Source organism: Aeromonas sp. QDB23, assembly GCF_027707745.1.
Classification (GTDB): domain Bacteria; phylum Pseudomonadota; class Gammaproteobacteria; order Enterobacterales; family Aeromonadaceae; genus Aeromonas; species Aeromonas allosaccharophila.
Map to the genome: position 1 here is coordinate 1 of NZ_JAPCJA010000042.1, position 16431 is coordinate 16431.

General features: G+C 55.4%; 12 protein-coding genes. All 12 read right to left on the reverse strand.

Going from position 1 to position 16431, the window contains the following annotated elements; translation table 11 throughout:
* Positions 1 to 221 precede the first annotated feature (221 nt).
* The 12 genes from gmhB to rpoB all read right to left on the reverse strand — a co-directional run bounded on the left by gmhB (position 222) and on the right by rpoB (position 16290).
* Positions 222 to 764, reverse strand: coding sequence for a D-glycero-beta-D-manno-heptose 1,7-bisphosphate 7-phosphatase (gmhB, locus tag PG888_RS16410; protein WP_182938706.1), 543 nt, complete (start codon positions 762 to 764; stop codon positions 222 to 224).
* 113 nt (positions 765 to 877) lie between these two features.
* Complete coding sequence (tuf, locus tag PG888_RS16415; protein WP_042657281.1) at positions 878 to 2062, reverse strand: elongation factor Tu; 1185 nt, start codon at positions 2060 to 2062, stop codon at positions 878 to 880.
* Between the two features lie 54 nt (positions 2063 to 2116).
* A complete protein-coding gene (gene fusA, locus PG888_RS16420) occupies positions 2117 to 4222 on the reverse strand; it encodes an elongation factor G (protein ID WP_042058265.1) in 2106 nt (701 codons plus the stop codon).
* A 75-nt stretch (positions 4223 to 4297) separates the two neighbouring features.
* A complete protein-coding gene (gene rpsG / locus PG888_RS16425; protein WP_010675949.1) occupies positions 4298 to 4768 on the reverse strand; it encodes a 30S ribosomal protein S7 in 471 nt (156 codons plus the stop codon).
* Between the two features lie 93 nt (positions 4769 to 4861).
* Complete coding sequence (gene rpsL / locus PG888_RS16430; RefSeq protein WP_005306278.1) at positions 4862 to 5236, reverse strand: 30S ribosomal protein S12; 375 nt, start codon at positions 5234 to 5236, stop codon at positions 4862 to 4864.
* A 182-nt stretch (positions 5237 to 5418) separates the two neighbouring features.
* A complete protein-coding gene (gene tusB / locus PG888_RS16435; protein ID WP_042657282.1) occupies positions 5419 to 5697 on the reverse strand; it encodes a sulfurtransferase complex subunit TusB in 279 nt (92 codons plus the stop codon).
* Between the two features lie 7 nt (positions 5698 to 5704).
* The gene (gene tusC / locus PG888_RS16440) at positions 5705 to 6064 is read right to left on the reverse strand and encodes a sulfurtransferase complex subunit TusC (protein ID WP_182938705.1); all 360 of its coding nucleotides are present in this window, start codon (positions 6062 to 6064) and stop codon (positions 5705 to 5707) included.
* An 8-nt stretch (positions 6065 to 6072) separates the two neighbouring features.
* On the reverse strand, positions 6073 to 6465 hold the full coding sequence (gene tusD / locus PG888_RS16445) for a sulfurtransferase complex subunit TusD (protein ID WP_075112885.1): 393 nt from the start codon (positions 6463 to 6465) through the stop codon (positions 6073 to 6075).
* Between the two features lie 84 nt (positions 6466 to 6549).
* Complete coding sequence (locus PG888_RS16450) at positions 6550 to 6930, reverse strand: RidA family protein (RefSeq protein WP_042019309.1); 381 nt, start codon at positions 6928 to 6930, stop codon at positions 6550 to 6552.
* A gap of 24 nt (positions 6931 to 6954) precedes the next feature.
* Positions 6955 to 7671, reverse strand: a complete 717-nt coding sequence (locus PG888_RS16455; RefSeq protein ID WP_058053596.1) for a helix-turn-helix transcriptional regulator — start codon at positions 7669 to 7671, stop codon at positions 6955 to 6957.
* Positions 7672 to 7865: 194 nt separating this feature from the next.
* Positions 7866 to 12170 (reverse strand): DNA-directed RNA polymerase subunit beta', encoded by a 4305-nt coding sequence (gene rpoC / locus PG888_RS16460; RefSeq protein WP_042058256.1) that lies wholly within the window; start codon positions 12168 to 12170, stop codon positions 7866 to 7868.
* A 91-nt stretch (positions 12171 to 12261) separates the two neighbouring features.
* A complete protein-coding gene (gene rpoB / locus PG888_RS16465) occupies positions 12262 to 16290 on the reverse strand; it encodes a DNA-directed RNA polymerase subunit beta (RefSeq protein ID WP_075112886.1) in 4029 nt (1342 codons plus the stop codon).
* Between the last annotated feature and the right edge of the window lie 141 nt (positions 16291 to 16431).

Consider the following 16431-nt stretch of genomic DNA (forward strand, 5'->3'; position numbering starts at 1 on the left):
CTGCGGGAGTGGAATTCTACTCAACCGCCTTCTCGAGTCAAGCCTTATTTTCAAAGGCTTTTCGAGGTTATCGACTTAGGCGTTTGCGTTGCCGCTTGCCCTGTCGATGGAGGCGCATTATAGGGAGTTGAATCTTTCTGGCAAGCAGATAATTGCAAAAAGATGGCTTTCATCGCTCGCTTGCTCACAAAGCCACCGATACGCATATTAAGCGAACAAAATCAGCCCGCGACGGGCACTGAAATAGCGAAATCATGCAGGTTGTCATAGATGGCATCAGCCAATGCGATACCTGCATCGGTCACCGGTTTACCCGTTTTGACCAACACTTTATGCCCGACCTTGGCATTGGCAGCGGCTTTCAGATCAGAGGGCTTGTCACCCACCATATAGGAACGGCTCATGTCGATCCCCAGTTCCTGTTGCGCCAACAGCAGCATACCGGGTTCCGGTTTGCGGCAATCACAGGGGGCGCCGTGATCCGGGTGATGGGGGCAGAAGTAGATGCCATCGAGATCCACATCCCGATCAGCCAGTGACCAATCCATCCATTCCGTCAGATTCATGAAGTCATCTTCACTGAAGTAACCGCGGGCGATTCCGGACTGGTTGGTTACAACAACCAACAAATACCCTTTCTTCTTTAACAGCTGCAGGGCGTCGATCACGCCGGGCAGAAAATGGAAATCATCAACCTGACTCACGTAGCCGGTGTCTTCATTGATGACACCGTCACGATCCAGAAAAATGGCGGCTTTGCTCACGGAAACTACCTCTATCAATGGTTTCGCCCAGTATCTCACAGGGCATAAATAGCCCCAAAAATAAAAGGGGTGGCCGAAGCCACCCCTTTTCATGTTTGTATATAACGAATCGATTAGGCGATTACGCTAGCTACAACACCAGCACCTACGGTACGGCCACCTTCACGGATAGCGAAACGCAGGCCGTCATCCATTGCGATCGGGGCAATCAGGGTAACAACCATTTTGATGTTGTCGCCTGGCATTACCATTTCAACGCCTTCCGGCAGTTCGATGGTACCGGTCACGTCGGTAGTACGGAAGTAGAACTGCGGACGGTAGCCTTTGAAGAACGGGGTATGACGACCACCTTCTTCTTTGGACAGGACGTACACTTCAGATTCAAACTTGGTGTGCGGCTTGATTGAACCCGGCTTGGCCAGTACTTGACCACGTTCTACGTCTTCACGCTTCACGCCACGCAGCAGTGCGCCGATGTTCTCGCCTGCACGACCTTCGTCCAGCAGCTTACGGAACATTTCAACACCAGTACAGGTGGTAGAAACGGTATCTTTGATACCAACGATTTCTACAGTCTCACCTACTTTAACGATACCGCGCTCTACACGACCGGTAACTACGGTACCACGGCCAGCGATAGAGAATACGTCTTCGATAGGCATCAGGAACGGCAGGTCAATTGCACGCTCCGGCTCCGGGATGTAGGTATCCAGGTGGTGAGCCAGCTCGATGATCTTCTCTTCCCATGCAGCGTCGCCTTCCAGCGCTTTCAGCGCGGAACCACGAACTACCGGCAGGTCATCACCCGGGAAGTCATATTCGGTCAGCAGTTCACGAACTTCCATCTCGACCAGTTCGAGCAGCTCTTCGTCATCAACCATGTCACACTTGTTCATGAACACGATCATGTACGGGATACCAACCTGACGACCCAGCAGGATGTGCTCACGAGTCTGCGGCATCGGGCCGTCAGTCGCTGCTACTACCAGGATCGCGCCGTCCATCTGGGCAGCACCGGTGATCATGTTTTTAACGTAGTCGGCGTGACCCGGGCAATCTACGTGAGCGTAGTGACGGGTAGCGGTGTCGTATTCTACGTGGGAGGTGTTGATGGTGATACCACGCTCACGCTCTTCCGGTGCCTTGTCGATCTGGTCGAAGGCGAAAGCTTTACCACCGAAGTGCTTGGCCAGCACGTTGGTGATAGCTGCAGTCAGGGTGGTTTTACCGTGGTCAACGTGGCCGATGGTGCCGACGTTTACGTGCGGTTTGTTACGCTCAAATTTTTCTTTAGACACGACGTAGTCCTTCTAGGTTAAACCCGCCTACCGTCGTAGGCGGGGAATCTTAAATTACTTGGATTTGCGCTCTTCGATCACGGCTTGTGCAACGTTGGTCGGTGCATCGTGATACTTGGCGAATTCCATGGCGTAGGAAGCACGACCTTGGGTAGCGGAACGCAGTGCAGTTGCATAACCGAACATTTCGGCCAGCGGCACCAGAGCACGTACGATCTTGCCGGACGGGCCATCTTCCATACCTTCGATCAGGCCACGACGACGGTTCAGGTCACCGATAACGTCGCCCATGTAATCTTCCGGAGTTTCAACTTCTACTTTCATGATCGGTTCAAGCAGAACCGGGTTGGCTTTCATGAAGCCAGCCTTAAAGGCCATGGAAGCAGCGATTTTGAACGCCAGTTCGGAAGAGTCGACATCGTGGTAAGAACCGAAGTGCAGACGCACACCCAGATCCATAACCGGGTAACCAGCCAGCGGACCAGATTTGAGCTGCTCGCGGATACCTTTATCAACACCCGGGATGAATTCACCAGGAATGACACCACCTTTGATGTCGTTGACGAATTCGTAGGCTTTGCCTTCTTCCAGCGGGTACATGTCGATCACAACGTGACCGTACTGACCACGACCACCAGACTGCTTGGCGTGCTTACCTTCGATATCCTTAACGGTGTTACGAATGGTTTCACGGTAGGCAACCTGCGGCTTACCTACGTTCGCTTCAACCTTGAACTCGCGACGCATACGGTCAACGATGATGTCCAGGTGCAGCTCACCCATACCGGCGATGATGGTTTGACCTGACTCTTCGTCAGTCCATACGCGGAAGGACGGATCTTCCTGAGCCAGACGGCCCAGAGCCAGACCCATCTTCTCTTGGTCAGCCTTGGTTTTCGGCTCAACCGCGATAGAAATTACCGGCTCCGGGAATTCCATACGCTCGAGGATGATCGGTGCGTTCTGGTCACACAGGGTGTCACCAGTGGTCACGTCTTTCAGACCGATAGCAGCAGCGATGTCACCAGCGCGTACTTCTTTGATCTCTTCGCGCTTGTTGGCGTGCATCTGAACGATACGGCCAAAACGCTCGCGCTTGTCCTTGACGGAGTTCAGCACGGTGTCACCGGAGTTAACAACACCGGAGTAGACGCGGAAGAAGGTCAGGTTACCAACGAACGGGTCGGTAGCGATCTTGAACGCCAGAGCAGAGAACGGCTCGTCATCAGAAGCGTGACGCTCGTCTTTGGTCTCGCCGTCCATTTTCAGGCCGTCGATAGCAGCTACGTCGGTCGGAGCCGGCAGATAGTCAACAACGGCATCCAGCATTGCCTGTACGCCCTTGTTCTTGAACGCGGAGCCACAGGTTACCAGGATGATTTCGTTGTTCAGCACACGCTGACGCAGAGCTTTCTTGATCTCTTCCTCGGTCAGCTCTTCGCCGCCCAGGTATTTTTCCATCAGGTCTTCAGACGCTTCAGCAGCGGCTTCAACCAGATTCATGCGCATTTCTTGCGCCTGTTCCAGCAGCTCAGCCGGGACGTCTTCGTAATCGAAGGATACGCCCTGGTCAGCTTCGCTCCAGTTGATGGCTTTCATCTTGACCAGGTCAACAACGCCCTTGAAGTTCTCTTCGGCGCCGATGTTCAGCTGAAGGGGAACCGGAACGCCTTTCAGACGGGTCTTGATGTGCTCAACGCAGCGCAGGAAGTTGGCACCGGTACGGTCCATCTTGTTGACGAACGCGATACGGGGAACCTTGTACTTGTTAGCCTGACGCCATACGGTTTCAGACTGTGGCTGTACGCCACCTACGGCACAGTACACCATCACGGCACCGTCCAGAACACGCATTGAACGCTCTACTTCGATAGTAAAGTCAACGTGGCCCGGGGTATCGATGATGTTGATACGGTGCGGTTGGAACTGTTTACCCATACCGGACCAGAAAGCGGTGGTCGCGGCGGAGGTGATGGTAATACCACGCTCTTGTTCCTGTTCCATCCAGTCCATGGTGGCAGCGCCATCGTGAACTTCACCGATTTTGTGACTTACACCGGTATAAAACAGTACGCGCTCGGTAGTAGTAGTCTTACCGGCGTCAATGTGAGCGGAAATACCGATGTTACGATAACGCTCAATGGGGGTTGTACGAGCCATTGTCATCCTCTTACTAAGGCGCTTGTCCCTAGATAATTAAAGGTGCGCAGAGCCAAAAGACCCTGCGCAAGCGGATTACCAGCGGAAGTGAGCGAAGGCTTTGTTCGCTTCAGCCATACGGTGAACGTCTTCACGTTTCTTGACAGACGAACCCTTATTGTCAGCGGCATCCAGCAGCTCGCCAGCCAGACGCTGAGCCATTGATTTTTCACCACGTTTACGAGCGGCATCAACCAACCAGCGCATTGCCAGGGCATTGCGACGTACCGGACGAACTTCTACCGGCACCTGATAGGTTGCACCACCGACGCGACGAGATTTAACCTCGACCGCCGGACGAATGTTATCCAGAGCGACTTCGAACAGGGCCAGGTGCTCTTTGCCAGATTTGGTGGCAATGATGTCCAGGGCGCCATAAACGATGGCTTCTGCAACAGATTTCTTACCGTCAACCATTACTACGTTGACAAATTTAGCCAGCAGCTCTGATCCGAACTTGGGATCTGGCAGGATTTTACGCTGACCAACAACACGACGTCTTGGCATTTCAAATTCTCCGTAACTTCAGGGATTACCCAAAACTAGAAAGCTATCTAACTAGAAACGAATTAACGTTTGGCCTTACTTAACGGAGAACCATTAAGCTTTAGGACGCTTCACGCCATACTTGGAGCGAGCCTGCTTACGGTCTTTAACACCGGCACAGTCCAACGCACCACGAACGGTGTGATAACGAACACCTGGCAAGTCTTTTACACGACCGCCACGGATCAGAACAACAGAGTGCTCTTGCAGGTTGTGACCTTCACCACCGATGTAGGAGGTGACTTCGAAGCCGTTGGTCAGACGTACACGGCATACTTTACGCAGTGCAGAGTTAGGCTTCTTCGGGGTGGTGGTATATACACGGGTGCATACGCCACGCTTCTGAGGGCACGCTTCCAGCGCCGGCACGTTGCTTTTCACAACGAGCTTGATGCGTGGCTTGCGAACCAACTGGTTAATAGTTGCCATCAAAAGGCTCCTGATAATGACTTCATAAACGTGTGGAAAATCCTCCCCGCAGATACGGGGACGCGAAATTTTATGCCCTGTTGTCTGGGGAGTCAAGATTTATACAATTTGCGTCACAAAAGGGCAATTCGGATCCGTTTAGTTTCATGACATCACCTTGAATTCTCTTGAAAATGTGCTTCTCAGCCACCCCAGGTGCGCGGGGAACCTTTTTGCGCAATCAGTGCCACCAGACCCGCCATATCGAGCACATTACCCACCCGATGATGCAAACCGCGAGCTTGCAGGTCTTCCTGCATCACATAAAGCGGGATACCCGCCAACTGCTCGCTCCACTGGGGAGCCGACGCCGCTATCACGGCATCCTGCATCAGTACCAGCTCATCCTCGGGCTGGAGGTATGAAAGCGCCTGTGCCAAAGCCTGACTCTGAAAGGGGGAGTTCAATATCAGATGCAACATGGAGACCTCAAAAGCTGATGTGAGTCGAACATTGTGCCCAGCGCCGAGCCAGCTCCTGGCGCGGCAGATTCTCGACCGGGATCAGCAGATCATCCACTGTCAGGCCACGCTCTGCCAGCGAGTCAGCACAAACATAGACCTCTTCGATGTCGTAGAGTTCCAGCATTTTGAAGGTGGGCGCGTAGTGGCGCTGCAAAATGGCGGCCGGCTGCTGCTCCTTGAGCAGTTGCAGCACACCGTCCCCAATCAGGAACAGCGCCAGCTCATCGGTCATAGCCGAGGTGGCCAACAAGGCATCGAGCCCTTCCCGACCGGCGGCATGGCCATGGGGGCCACGACTGCAGATAAATGCGATTTTCTTGCTCATGACTCCCCCTAGAACTGAACCAGTCGATCGGCGGTGAGTGCCGCCTCGGCCAACTGGCCCAGACCGCTCAGGCAAAACGGCGCTTGCAGATTGAAGTGCGCCTGCCCTGCCCCCTTGGCCTCCTGCTCATCGAGCACACCGCGCCGCATGGCGGCGGCGACACAGACGTCGATACGGATCCCCTGCTCTTCTGCCAGCTCTCGCCACAGACGCACCAGGTCGGTCTCATCGGATGCAGGCAGGTGCAGACCGTTGCCGTTGCAGACCCCATCCTGATAGAAGAACAGGTGGGACAAGGTATGCCCCTGCGCCAACAGTGTGCGGGCAAAGCGATAGGCGGTGCTGGCCGACTGGGTGCCATAAGCAGGCCCCGTGACCAGGATGGCAAAACTCAGACTCATAGCAGGACTCCTGTGCTGACCCGGTCCATTTTACGCCAAAAACAAAAAAGCCCCTGCCAGGAGGGGCTTGCTGCGATCCGTTGATCAGAGATGGGCAATCGCCTCGACCTCGACCAGCACATCTTTCGGCAGACGGGCCACTTCCACGCAGGAGCGGGCTGGCGCGGCATCGCCAAAGTAGCGGGCATAGACCTGGTTGAAGGCAACGAAGTTGTTCATGTCGCTCAGGAAGCAGGTGGTTTTAACCACGTTGCTGGCATCGGCACCGGCAGCGTGCAACACGGCAACCAGATTCTTCATCACCCGTTCGGCCTGCTCTTCGATGCCGCCAGCCACGATTTCCATGGTGGCAGGATCGAGCGGGATCTGCCCGGAGGTGAAGATCATCTCGCCAACCTTGGTAGCCTGAACATACGGACCAATCGCGGCAGGCGCCTTGTCGGTTGCAATCACTTCTTTAGCCATTCATCTATCCCCTTCTGGAATGAGTTACTCGTTTTCGTCTTCACCCTGCTTGCGCTGTCGGATGTAAAGATAAACGGTATGTTTTGAAATATTGAGTTTGTCCGCCACCAGATTGATCGAATCCTTGATGTCGAAAATGCCCTTCTCGAACAGCTGGGTCACGATGAAGCGGTTCTTGGCATTGTTGGCCACGGTGGGATCGCGGTTGATCTCGTCGATGGTGTTATCCACCGTCTGGGCAACCAGCTCTTCCACACTGTTGGCGAAGGTCTCGGGTGACTGACGCGCCGCCTGCTGGGGCGTCGGGAAAAATTCGGCCACGAACTCGTGGAAAGGCGCGTTGATGTGCAGGTTGATGCAGATAAGCCCCACTACTTGCCGCTCGCTGTTGCGAATGGCAATGGTGCTCGACTTCATCAGCGCACCGGTGCGGCTGCGAGCGAAATAGCTCTGGGTGTAATCCTGGCCAGTGCTCTCGATATCCTTGAGCATGCGCAGGGCGAGATCGGTGATGGGCGCCCCGAGGGTGCGTCCGGTATTGAATCCGTTGGCGATCTTGATCACCGACTCGTGCAGATTTTCCAGGGAGTGGAGTACCACTTCACAATGCTTGCCGAACAGCTCGGCCAAGCCATCGATGAGCCCATCGTATGAGCGCAACAATTCCCTGTCTTCATCTGTAAAAGTGCGGCCGATCAGCTGTTCTTCGGGAAGCATCGCTTCCTCGATACCGACAGTCATGTTCTACCCCTGTAATAACCATTCAACTTTCCCGAGTTTTAAATTGCAGGGGAGTAAAGTCAACTTTTTTTGATTTTTTACTCTACAACTTTGCTCTGGATCATCCTGAAACCCGCGCGGTGCCTACCTTTGCCGAGGAATTGGCCAACAAAAAGGGCTCCTTGAAGGAGCCCTTTTTAATCACGGATGACGAGTTACTCTTCGTCGAAGCTACCGGCTGCGTTCAGCAGATCCGCCAGGTTCTGTTGAGCTTCATCAGCGGTCACCTGCGGGGTACCAACAGCACGAGCTGCGGCAGCACGCTGGTTGATCCGGCTATGGTGGTAGGCAAAGCCGGTACCAGCCGGGATCAGACGACCCACAATGACGTTCTCTTTCAGACCACGCAGTTCATCACGCTTACCACCAACGGCGGCTTCGGTCAGAACGCGAGTGGTTTCCTGGAAGGAAGCCGCAGAGATGAAGGACTCGGTGCTCAGAGATGCCTTGGTAATACCCATCAGTACATGACGGAAGGTCGCAGGGGTCTTGCCCTCGGCAACCAGCTTACGGTTGGCAATCTTCACACGAGCAACTTCAACCTGTTCGCCTTCGATCAGATCGGTATCGCCAGCGCTCAGGATCTCGCACTTGCGCAGCATCTGACGAACGATGACTTCGATGTGCTTGTCGTTGATCTTAACGCCTTGCAGACGGTAAACGTCTTGCACTTCGTTGGCGATGTAGTTGGCGACCGGGCTGATACCGCGCAGACGCAGGATGTCGTGAGCAGACTCAGGACCGTCCGCCAGCACTTCACCCTTCTCAACTTTTTCACCTTCGAACACGTTCAGGTTACGCCACTTCGGAATCATCTCTTCGTAGACGTTGCCACCATCAGTCGGGGTGATGACCAGACGGCGTTTGCCCTTGGTCTCTTTCCCGAAGGAGATGGTACCGGAGATCTCGGCCAGAATTGCCGGTTCCTTCGGTTGACGTGCTTCGAACAGATCCGCAACGCGCGGCAGACCACCGGTGATGTCCTTGGTACCGCCGGACTCTTGCGGGATACGCGCTACCGCGTCACCCACGCCCACGTTGGCACCATCTTCCAGGTTCACGATCGCCTTGCCCGGCAGGAAGTACTGGGCGGCTACATCGGTACCCGGGATCATCACGTCTTTGCCGTTCAGGTCGACCAGTTTAACGGTCGGACGCATCTCTTTACCGGCACTCGGACGCTCGTTGACATCCAGTACGACGATAGAAGAGAGACCGGTCAGCTCGTCGGTCTGACGAGTGATGGTCACGCCATCGATCATGTGTTCGAACTGCAGGCGACCTGCCACTTCGGTGATGATCGGGTGGGTGTGCGGATCCCAGTTGGCAACGGTCTCGCCAGCGTTCACAGCCTGGCCGTCCTTCACTTCCAGCACGGAACCGTAAGGCAGCTTGTGGCTTTCCTTGGTACGGCCCATGTCGTCCATGATGGTCAGTTCGGTAGAACGGGAGGTGATAACCAGTTTGTCATCGCTGTTGTGAACGAACTTGGCGTTCTGCAGCTTGATGGTACCGGTGTTCTTGACCTGGATGCTGTTCTCGGCAGCAGCACGGGATGCCGCACCACCGATGTGGAACGTACGCATCGTCAGCTGGGTACCCGGCTCACCGATGGACTGGGCGGCGATAACACCGACAGCCTCACCTTTGTTAACCAGGTGACCACGGGCCAGATCACGGCCGTAGCAGTGAGCACAGTTACCGAAGTCAGTTTCACAGGTGATGGCAGAACGTACCTTCACGCGGTCAACAGAGTTTTGCTCCAGCAGGTCACACAGCTGCTCGTCGAGCAGGGTGTTACGTGCTACCAGCACCTCATCTTCAGTACCCGGCTTGATCACGTCATCGGCAACCACACGGCCCAGCACGCGCTCACGCAGCGGTTCGACAACGTCGCCACCTTCGATCAGCGGAGTCATCCACAGACCTTCGGTAGTGCCGCAATCGTCCTCGGTGATCACCATGTCTTGTGCCACGTCTACCAGACGACGAGTCAGGTAACCGGAGTTAGCCGTCTTCAGTGCGGTATCCGCCAGACCCTTACGAGCACCGTGAGTGGAGATAAAGTACTGCAATACGTTCAGACCTTCGCGGAAGTTCGCGACGATCGGCGTCTCGATGATGGAGCCATCCGGCTTGGCCATCAGGCCACGCATACCGGCCAGCTGACGGATCTGGGCGGCGGAACCACGCGCACCAGAGTCGGCCATCATAAAGATGCTGTTGAACGATGCCTGCTCTTCTTCTTCACCCAGCGAGTTGACGTTACGCTCTTTGGACAAGTTCTCCATCATGGCCTTGGAGACGCGCTCGTTGGCGCTGGCCCAGATATCGATAACCTTGTTGTAACGTTCGCCCGCAGTCACCAGACCGGACAGGAACTGGTCCTGGATCTCGGCAACTTCGGCTTCGGCTGCCGCAATGATGTCTTTCTTGGCATCCGGGATGACCATGTCATCGATACCAACGGAAGCACCGGACAGGGCCGCATAGTGGAAACCGGTATACATCAGCTGGTCAGCGAAGATAACGGTGTCCTTCAGGCCCTGCTTGCGATAGCAGGTGTTCAGCAGACGGGAGATGAGCTTTTTGCCCAGCGCCTTGTTGGATACGGATTTGATCCAGTTCTGCGGATTGGCATCCAGGTCAGCCTGCTCTGCAGCAGTCAGCACCTTCGGCTCGTCGATCAGGGCGTATTCCATGCCTTTCGGCAGGATCAGGCTCAGGATCGCACGACCAACGGTGGTGTTCTTCATCTCGGTGTGTTCACGCAGAGAACCGTCTTCCTGACGCAGGTATTCGGTAATGCGTACTTTCACACGAGCATGCAGATCGGCCAGACCGGCGCGATAAACTTTCTCGGCTTCTTTCGGGCCGGCCAGCACCATACCTTCGCCTTTGGCGTTGATACGGGCACGGGTCATGTAGTACAGACCCAAGACCACGTCCTGAGAAGGAACGATGATCGGCTCACCGGAGGCAGGCGACAGGATGTTGTTGGTAGACATCATCAGCGCACGCGCTTCCAGCTGGGCTTCCAGAGTCAGCGGTACGTGGACCGCCATCTGGTCACCATCGAAGTCCGCGTTATACGCAGCACAAACCAGCGGGTGCAGCTGGATTGCCTTGCCTTCGACCAGAGTCGGTTCGAATGCCTGGATACCCAGACGGTGCAGGGTCGGTGCACGGTTCAGCAGCACCGGGTGCTCGCGGATCACTTCGTCCAGGATATCCCAAACGACAGCTTCCTCGCGCTCCACCATCTTCTTGGCGGCCTTGATAGTGGTCGCCAGACCGCGGGTTTCCAGCTTGCCATAGATGAACGGCTTGAACAGTTCCAGCGCCATTTTCTTCGGCAGACCGCACTGATGCAGGCGCAGGGTCGGGCCTACGGTGATAACGGAACGACCGGAGTAGTCGACCCGTTTACCCAGCAGGTTTTGACGGAAACGACCTTGCTTACCCTTGATCATGTCGGCCAAGGATTTCAGCGGGCGCTTGTTGGAACCGGTGATGGCACGACCGCGACGGCCGTTATCCAGCAGCGCATCGACGGACTCTTGCAGCATACGCTTTTCGTTGCGCACGATGATGTCCGGAGCAGCCAGATCCAGCAGACGCTTCAAGCGGTTGTTACGGTTGATCACGCGACGGTACAGATCGTTCAGATCGGAAGTCGCGAAACGGCCGCCGTCCAGTGGTACCAGCGGACGCAGGTCCGGCGGCAGCACAGGCAGCACTGTCATGATCATCCACTCCGGCTTGTTGCCGGACTGCAGGAAAGCTTCCATCAGCTTCAGACGCTTGGTGGTCTTCTTGCGCTTGGTCTCGGAGTTGGTTTGATCCAGCTCCTCACGCATGGTTTTGACTTCACCTTCCAGATCGATGGCGCGCAGCAATGCCAGGATTGCTTCGGCACCCATCTTGGCGTCAAATTCGTCGCCCCACTCTTCCAGCGCATCCAGGTACTGCTCTTCAGAGAGCATCTGGCTACGTTCGAGGTTGGTCATGCCCGGCTCGATTACCACGAAAGATTCGAAGTAAAGCACGCGCTCGATGTCGCGCAGGGTCATGTCCAGCAGCAGACCGATACGGGACGGCAGGGACTTCAGGAACCAGATGTGGGCAGTCGGGCTGGCCAGCTCGATGTGGCCCATACGCTCACGACGGACCTTGGTCTGGGTCACTTCAACGCCGCACTTCTCACAGATCACACCACGGTGTTTCAGGCGCTTGTACTTGCCGCACAGACACTCGTAGTCCTTCACCGGTCCGAAGATGCGGGCGCAGAACAGACCATCACGTTCCGGCTTGAAAGTCCGGTAGTTGATGGTCTCAGGCTTTTTGACCTCACCGAATGACCAGGAGCGGATCATGTCAGGAGAGGCCAGACCGATCTTGATACTGTCAAACTCTTCGGTCTTGGTCTGAGCCTTCAAAAACTTGAGTAAGTCTTTCACGTGTTTCCCCTGTCAGGAGTCTAACCTCGGCGCCCCGGCTGCCAAAACAGCGGGGCGCCCACGTCAATTCTCGAACAATAAGAGCGAGCTCTTACTCTTCGTCCAGCTCGATGTTGATACCCAGAGAGCGGATTTCCTTCAGCAATACGTTGAAGGATTCGGGCATGCCCGGCTCCATACGGTGGTCGCCATCCACGATGTTCTTATACATCTTGGTACGGCCATTCACATCGTCAGACTTGACGGTCAGCATTTCCTGCAGGGTATATGCCGCACCGTAAGCCTCCAGGGCCCACACTTCCATCTCACCGAAACGCTGACCACCGAACTGAGCCTTACCACCCAGCGGCTGCTGGGTAACCAGGCTGTAAGAACCGGTAGAACGCGCGTGCATCTTGTCGTCGACCAAGTGGTTCAACTTCAGCATGTACATGTAACCAACGGTTACTTTACGCTCGAAGCGGTTACCGGTACGGCCATCGAACAAGTCAATCTGACCGGATTCCGGCAGGTCGGCCAGCTTCAGCAGGGCTTTGATTTCGCGCTCTTTGGCACCATCAAACACTGGAGTAGCAACCGGCAGACCCTTACGCAGGTTACCCACCAGGATACGTACGTCGTCGTCAGACAGTTCGGCGATGTTCACTTGCTGGGTGTCCTTCTCGCCCAGGTCATAGACCTGTTGCAGGAAGTTGCGCATCTCGTGCAGCTCGCGCTGCTCTTTGACCATGCGATCGATCTTCTCGCCGATACCCTTGGCCGCAAGGCCCAGGTGCACTTCGAGGATCTGACCGATGTTCATACGGGATGGTACACCCAACGGGTTCAGTACGATGTCGACCGGACGGCCGAACTCGTCATGGGGCATATCCTCGACCGGACAGATCTTGGAGATAACACCCTTGTTACCGTGACGGCCCGCCATCTTGTCACCCGGCTGGATGCGACGCTTGACTGCCAGATAAACCTTGACGATTTTCAGTACGCCCGGCGCCAGATCATCACCCTGGATAATCTTGCGACGCTTGTTCTCGAATTTCTTGTCGAACTCGGCTTTCAGCTCAACGTGCTGTTCAGCGATCTGTTCCAGTTCGGTCTGCTTGCCTTCGTCTTCGATGGCCAGTTCAAACCACTTGGAGCGATCGAGCTTGTTCAGACGATCTTCGCTGTAACCGGCGGCCAGCAGCAGGTTGCGGGAGCGGCCGAAAATGCCGTCTTCCAGGATCTTGAACTCTTCGGTCAAGTCCTTCTTCGCTTCCTTCAGCTGCATCTCTTCGATTTCTTTGGCACGCTTGTCTTTTTCCACGCCATCGCGGGTAAAGACTTGCACGTCAACCACGGTACCGTACACACCGTTCGGTACACGCAGGGAGGAGTCCTTCACATCGGAGGCCTTCTCACCGAAGATGGCGCGCAGCAGCTTCTCTTCCGGCGTCAGCTGGGTTTCACCTTTCGGCGTTACCTTACCGACCAGAATGTCGCCGCCCTTCACTTCGGCACCCACGTAGACGATACCGGACTCGTCCAGCTTGGACAGAGCGGCTTCACCCACGTTCGGGATGTCAGCAGTGATCTCTTCCGGACCCAGCTTGGTGTCACGGGAGATACAGGCCAGTTCCTGGATATGGATGGTGGTCAGGCGATCTTCCTGAACAACACGCTCGTTCACCAGGATCGAGTCTTCAAAGTTGTAACCGTTCCACGGCATGAACGCGACGCGCATGTTCTGACCCAGTGCCAGTTCACCCAGATCGGTGGACGGGCCGTCAGCCAGTACGTCGCCAGCCATCACCGGCTCACCCAACATCACGCAAGGACGCTGGTTGATACAGGTGTTCTGGTTGGAACGGGTGTATTTGGTCAGGTTGTAGATGTCGATACCGGCTTCGCCTGGCATCAGCTCATCTTCATTGACCTTCAGGACGATACGGGAGGCATCGACATAGTCGATTACGCCGCCACGCTTGGCCACTACGGTTACACCGGAGTCAACGGCCACAGCGCGTTCCATACCGGTACCTACCAGCGGCTTGTCAGCACGCAGAGTCGGTACAGCCTGACGTTGCATGTTTGAACCCATCAATGCGCGGTTCGCGTCATCGTGTTCCAGGAACGGGATCAGAGCCGCTGCCACAGATACGATCTGCTGCGGGCTCACGTCCATATACTGGATCTGGTCGGCGTTCATAAAGGTGGATTCACCTTTATGACGGCACGGGATCAATTCATCTTTCAGACGGCCATCTTCGGTGGTCGCGGCGTTAGCCTGTGCGATCACGTACTTGCCTTCTTCGATAGCAGACAGGTAGTCCACTTCGTCGGTGATCACACCGTCAATGACCTTGCGATACGGGGTCTCGAGGAAACCGTACTCGTTGGTACGAGAGTACACGGACAGCGAGTTGATCAGACCGATGTTCGGACCTTCAGGAGTCTCGATAGGGCACAGACGACCGTAGTGAGTCGGGTGTACGTCTCGGACTTCAAAGCCGGCACGCTCACGAGTCAAACCGCCCGGGCCCAGCGCGGAAATACGACGCTTGTGGGTCACTTCGGAGAGCGGGTTGTTCTGGTCCATAAACTGGGACAGCTGACTGGAACCAAAGAACTCTTTGACTGCGGCGGAGATCGGCTTGGCGTTGATCAGATCCTGCGGCATCAGGGTGTCCAGGTCGCCCAGGGAGAGACGCTCCTTGACCGCACGCTCGACACGCACCAGACCGACGCGGAACTGGTTCTCGGCCATTTCACCGACAGAACGGATACGACGGTTACCCAGGTGGTCGATATCGTCCACTTCGTCGTTGCCGTTACGGATGTCGATCAGGCGCTTCATGACTTCAACGATGTCGTCTTTGGTCAGTACGCCAGCGCCAGTCTCGTCTTCACGACCCAGACGGCGGTTGAACTTCATCCGACCTACGGTAGACAGGTCGTAACGCTCGGCGGAGAAGAACAGGTTTTCGAACAGCTGTTCTGCAGCTTCGCGAGTAGGCGGCTCGCCCGGACGCATCATGCGATAGATCTCGACCAGCGCTTCCAAACGGTTGGAGCTGGAGTCGACACGCAGGGTCTCGGACATGTAGGCACCGTGATCCAGTTCGTTGGTGAACAGAACCTCGAAGTGCTTGAAGCCGGCTTGGGACAGGTTGGCGATCGCTTCCAGGCTCAGTGCCTGGTTGGCGGTCACGACCATCTCGCCAGTTTGCGGATGTGCGTAGTCCTTGGCAGCAACTTTGCCAACAACATACTCAACCGGTACCTCAATCTGGGTAACGGCATCTTTTTCCAACTGACGGATGTGACGCGCAGTCACACGACGACCGGTCTCAACCACCACGGCGCCATTGGCCACGATGTCAAAGGTCGCAGTTTCACCACGCAGACGCTCTGGCACCAAATCCATCATCAACTTGCCATCTTTTACTTCAAAACCGATGGTCTCGAAGAAGGTGGCCAGGATCTGTTCGGAAGTGAAGTCCAGAGCGCGCAGAATAATGGATGCTGGCAGTTTGCGACGACGGTCGATACGGACAAACAGGTTGTCTTTTGCATCGAACTCGAAGTCCAGCCAGGAGCCACGGTAGGGGATAACGCGAGCGTTATACAGTACCTTACCGGATGAATGAGTTTTGCCTTTATCGTGGTCGAAGAAGACGCCCGGGCTGCGGTGCAGCTGGGAGACGATAACCCGCTCGGTACCATTGATAACAAAGGTGCCGTTCTCGGTCATGAGCGGAATTTCGCCCATGTATACTTCTTGTTCCTTGATGTCTTTGACGGTGCCGGCAGCTGCTTCACGATCGTACAGAACCATACGAAGCTTGACACGCAGCGGCGCGGAGTAGGTCACTCCACGGATCTGGCATTCTTTTACGTCAAATACCGGCTCACCCAGGCGATAGCTGACATACTGAAGCTCAGCACTACCGGAGTAACTGGTGATCGGGAAAACGCTACGGAAAGCGGCCTCTAGGCCATATTCACCTTCCGGGTCAGCCTCGATGAACTGCTTGAAGGAGTCCAGCTGAATGGACAACAGATAAGGCGTGTCCAGTACCTGGTCTCGCTTACCGAAGTCCTTACGAATGCGTTTTTTTTCGGTATAAGAGTAAACCATAGGGTTCCTCAGCTCGCTGATAAGTGACCCACTCTGTCCCGCAGGACAGCTCTGTCTCAACACCGTTTTGTGTTGGCCCGGACGAATGGAAACAGTCCGGATTGCTGGTGCACCGAGAGTCGTAAACGGTGTGAAATGCTC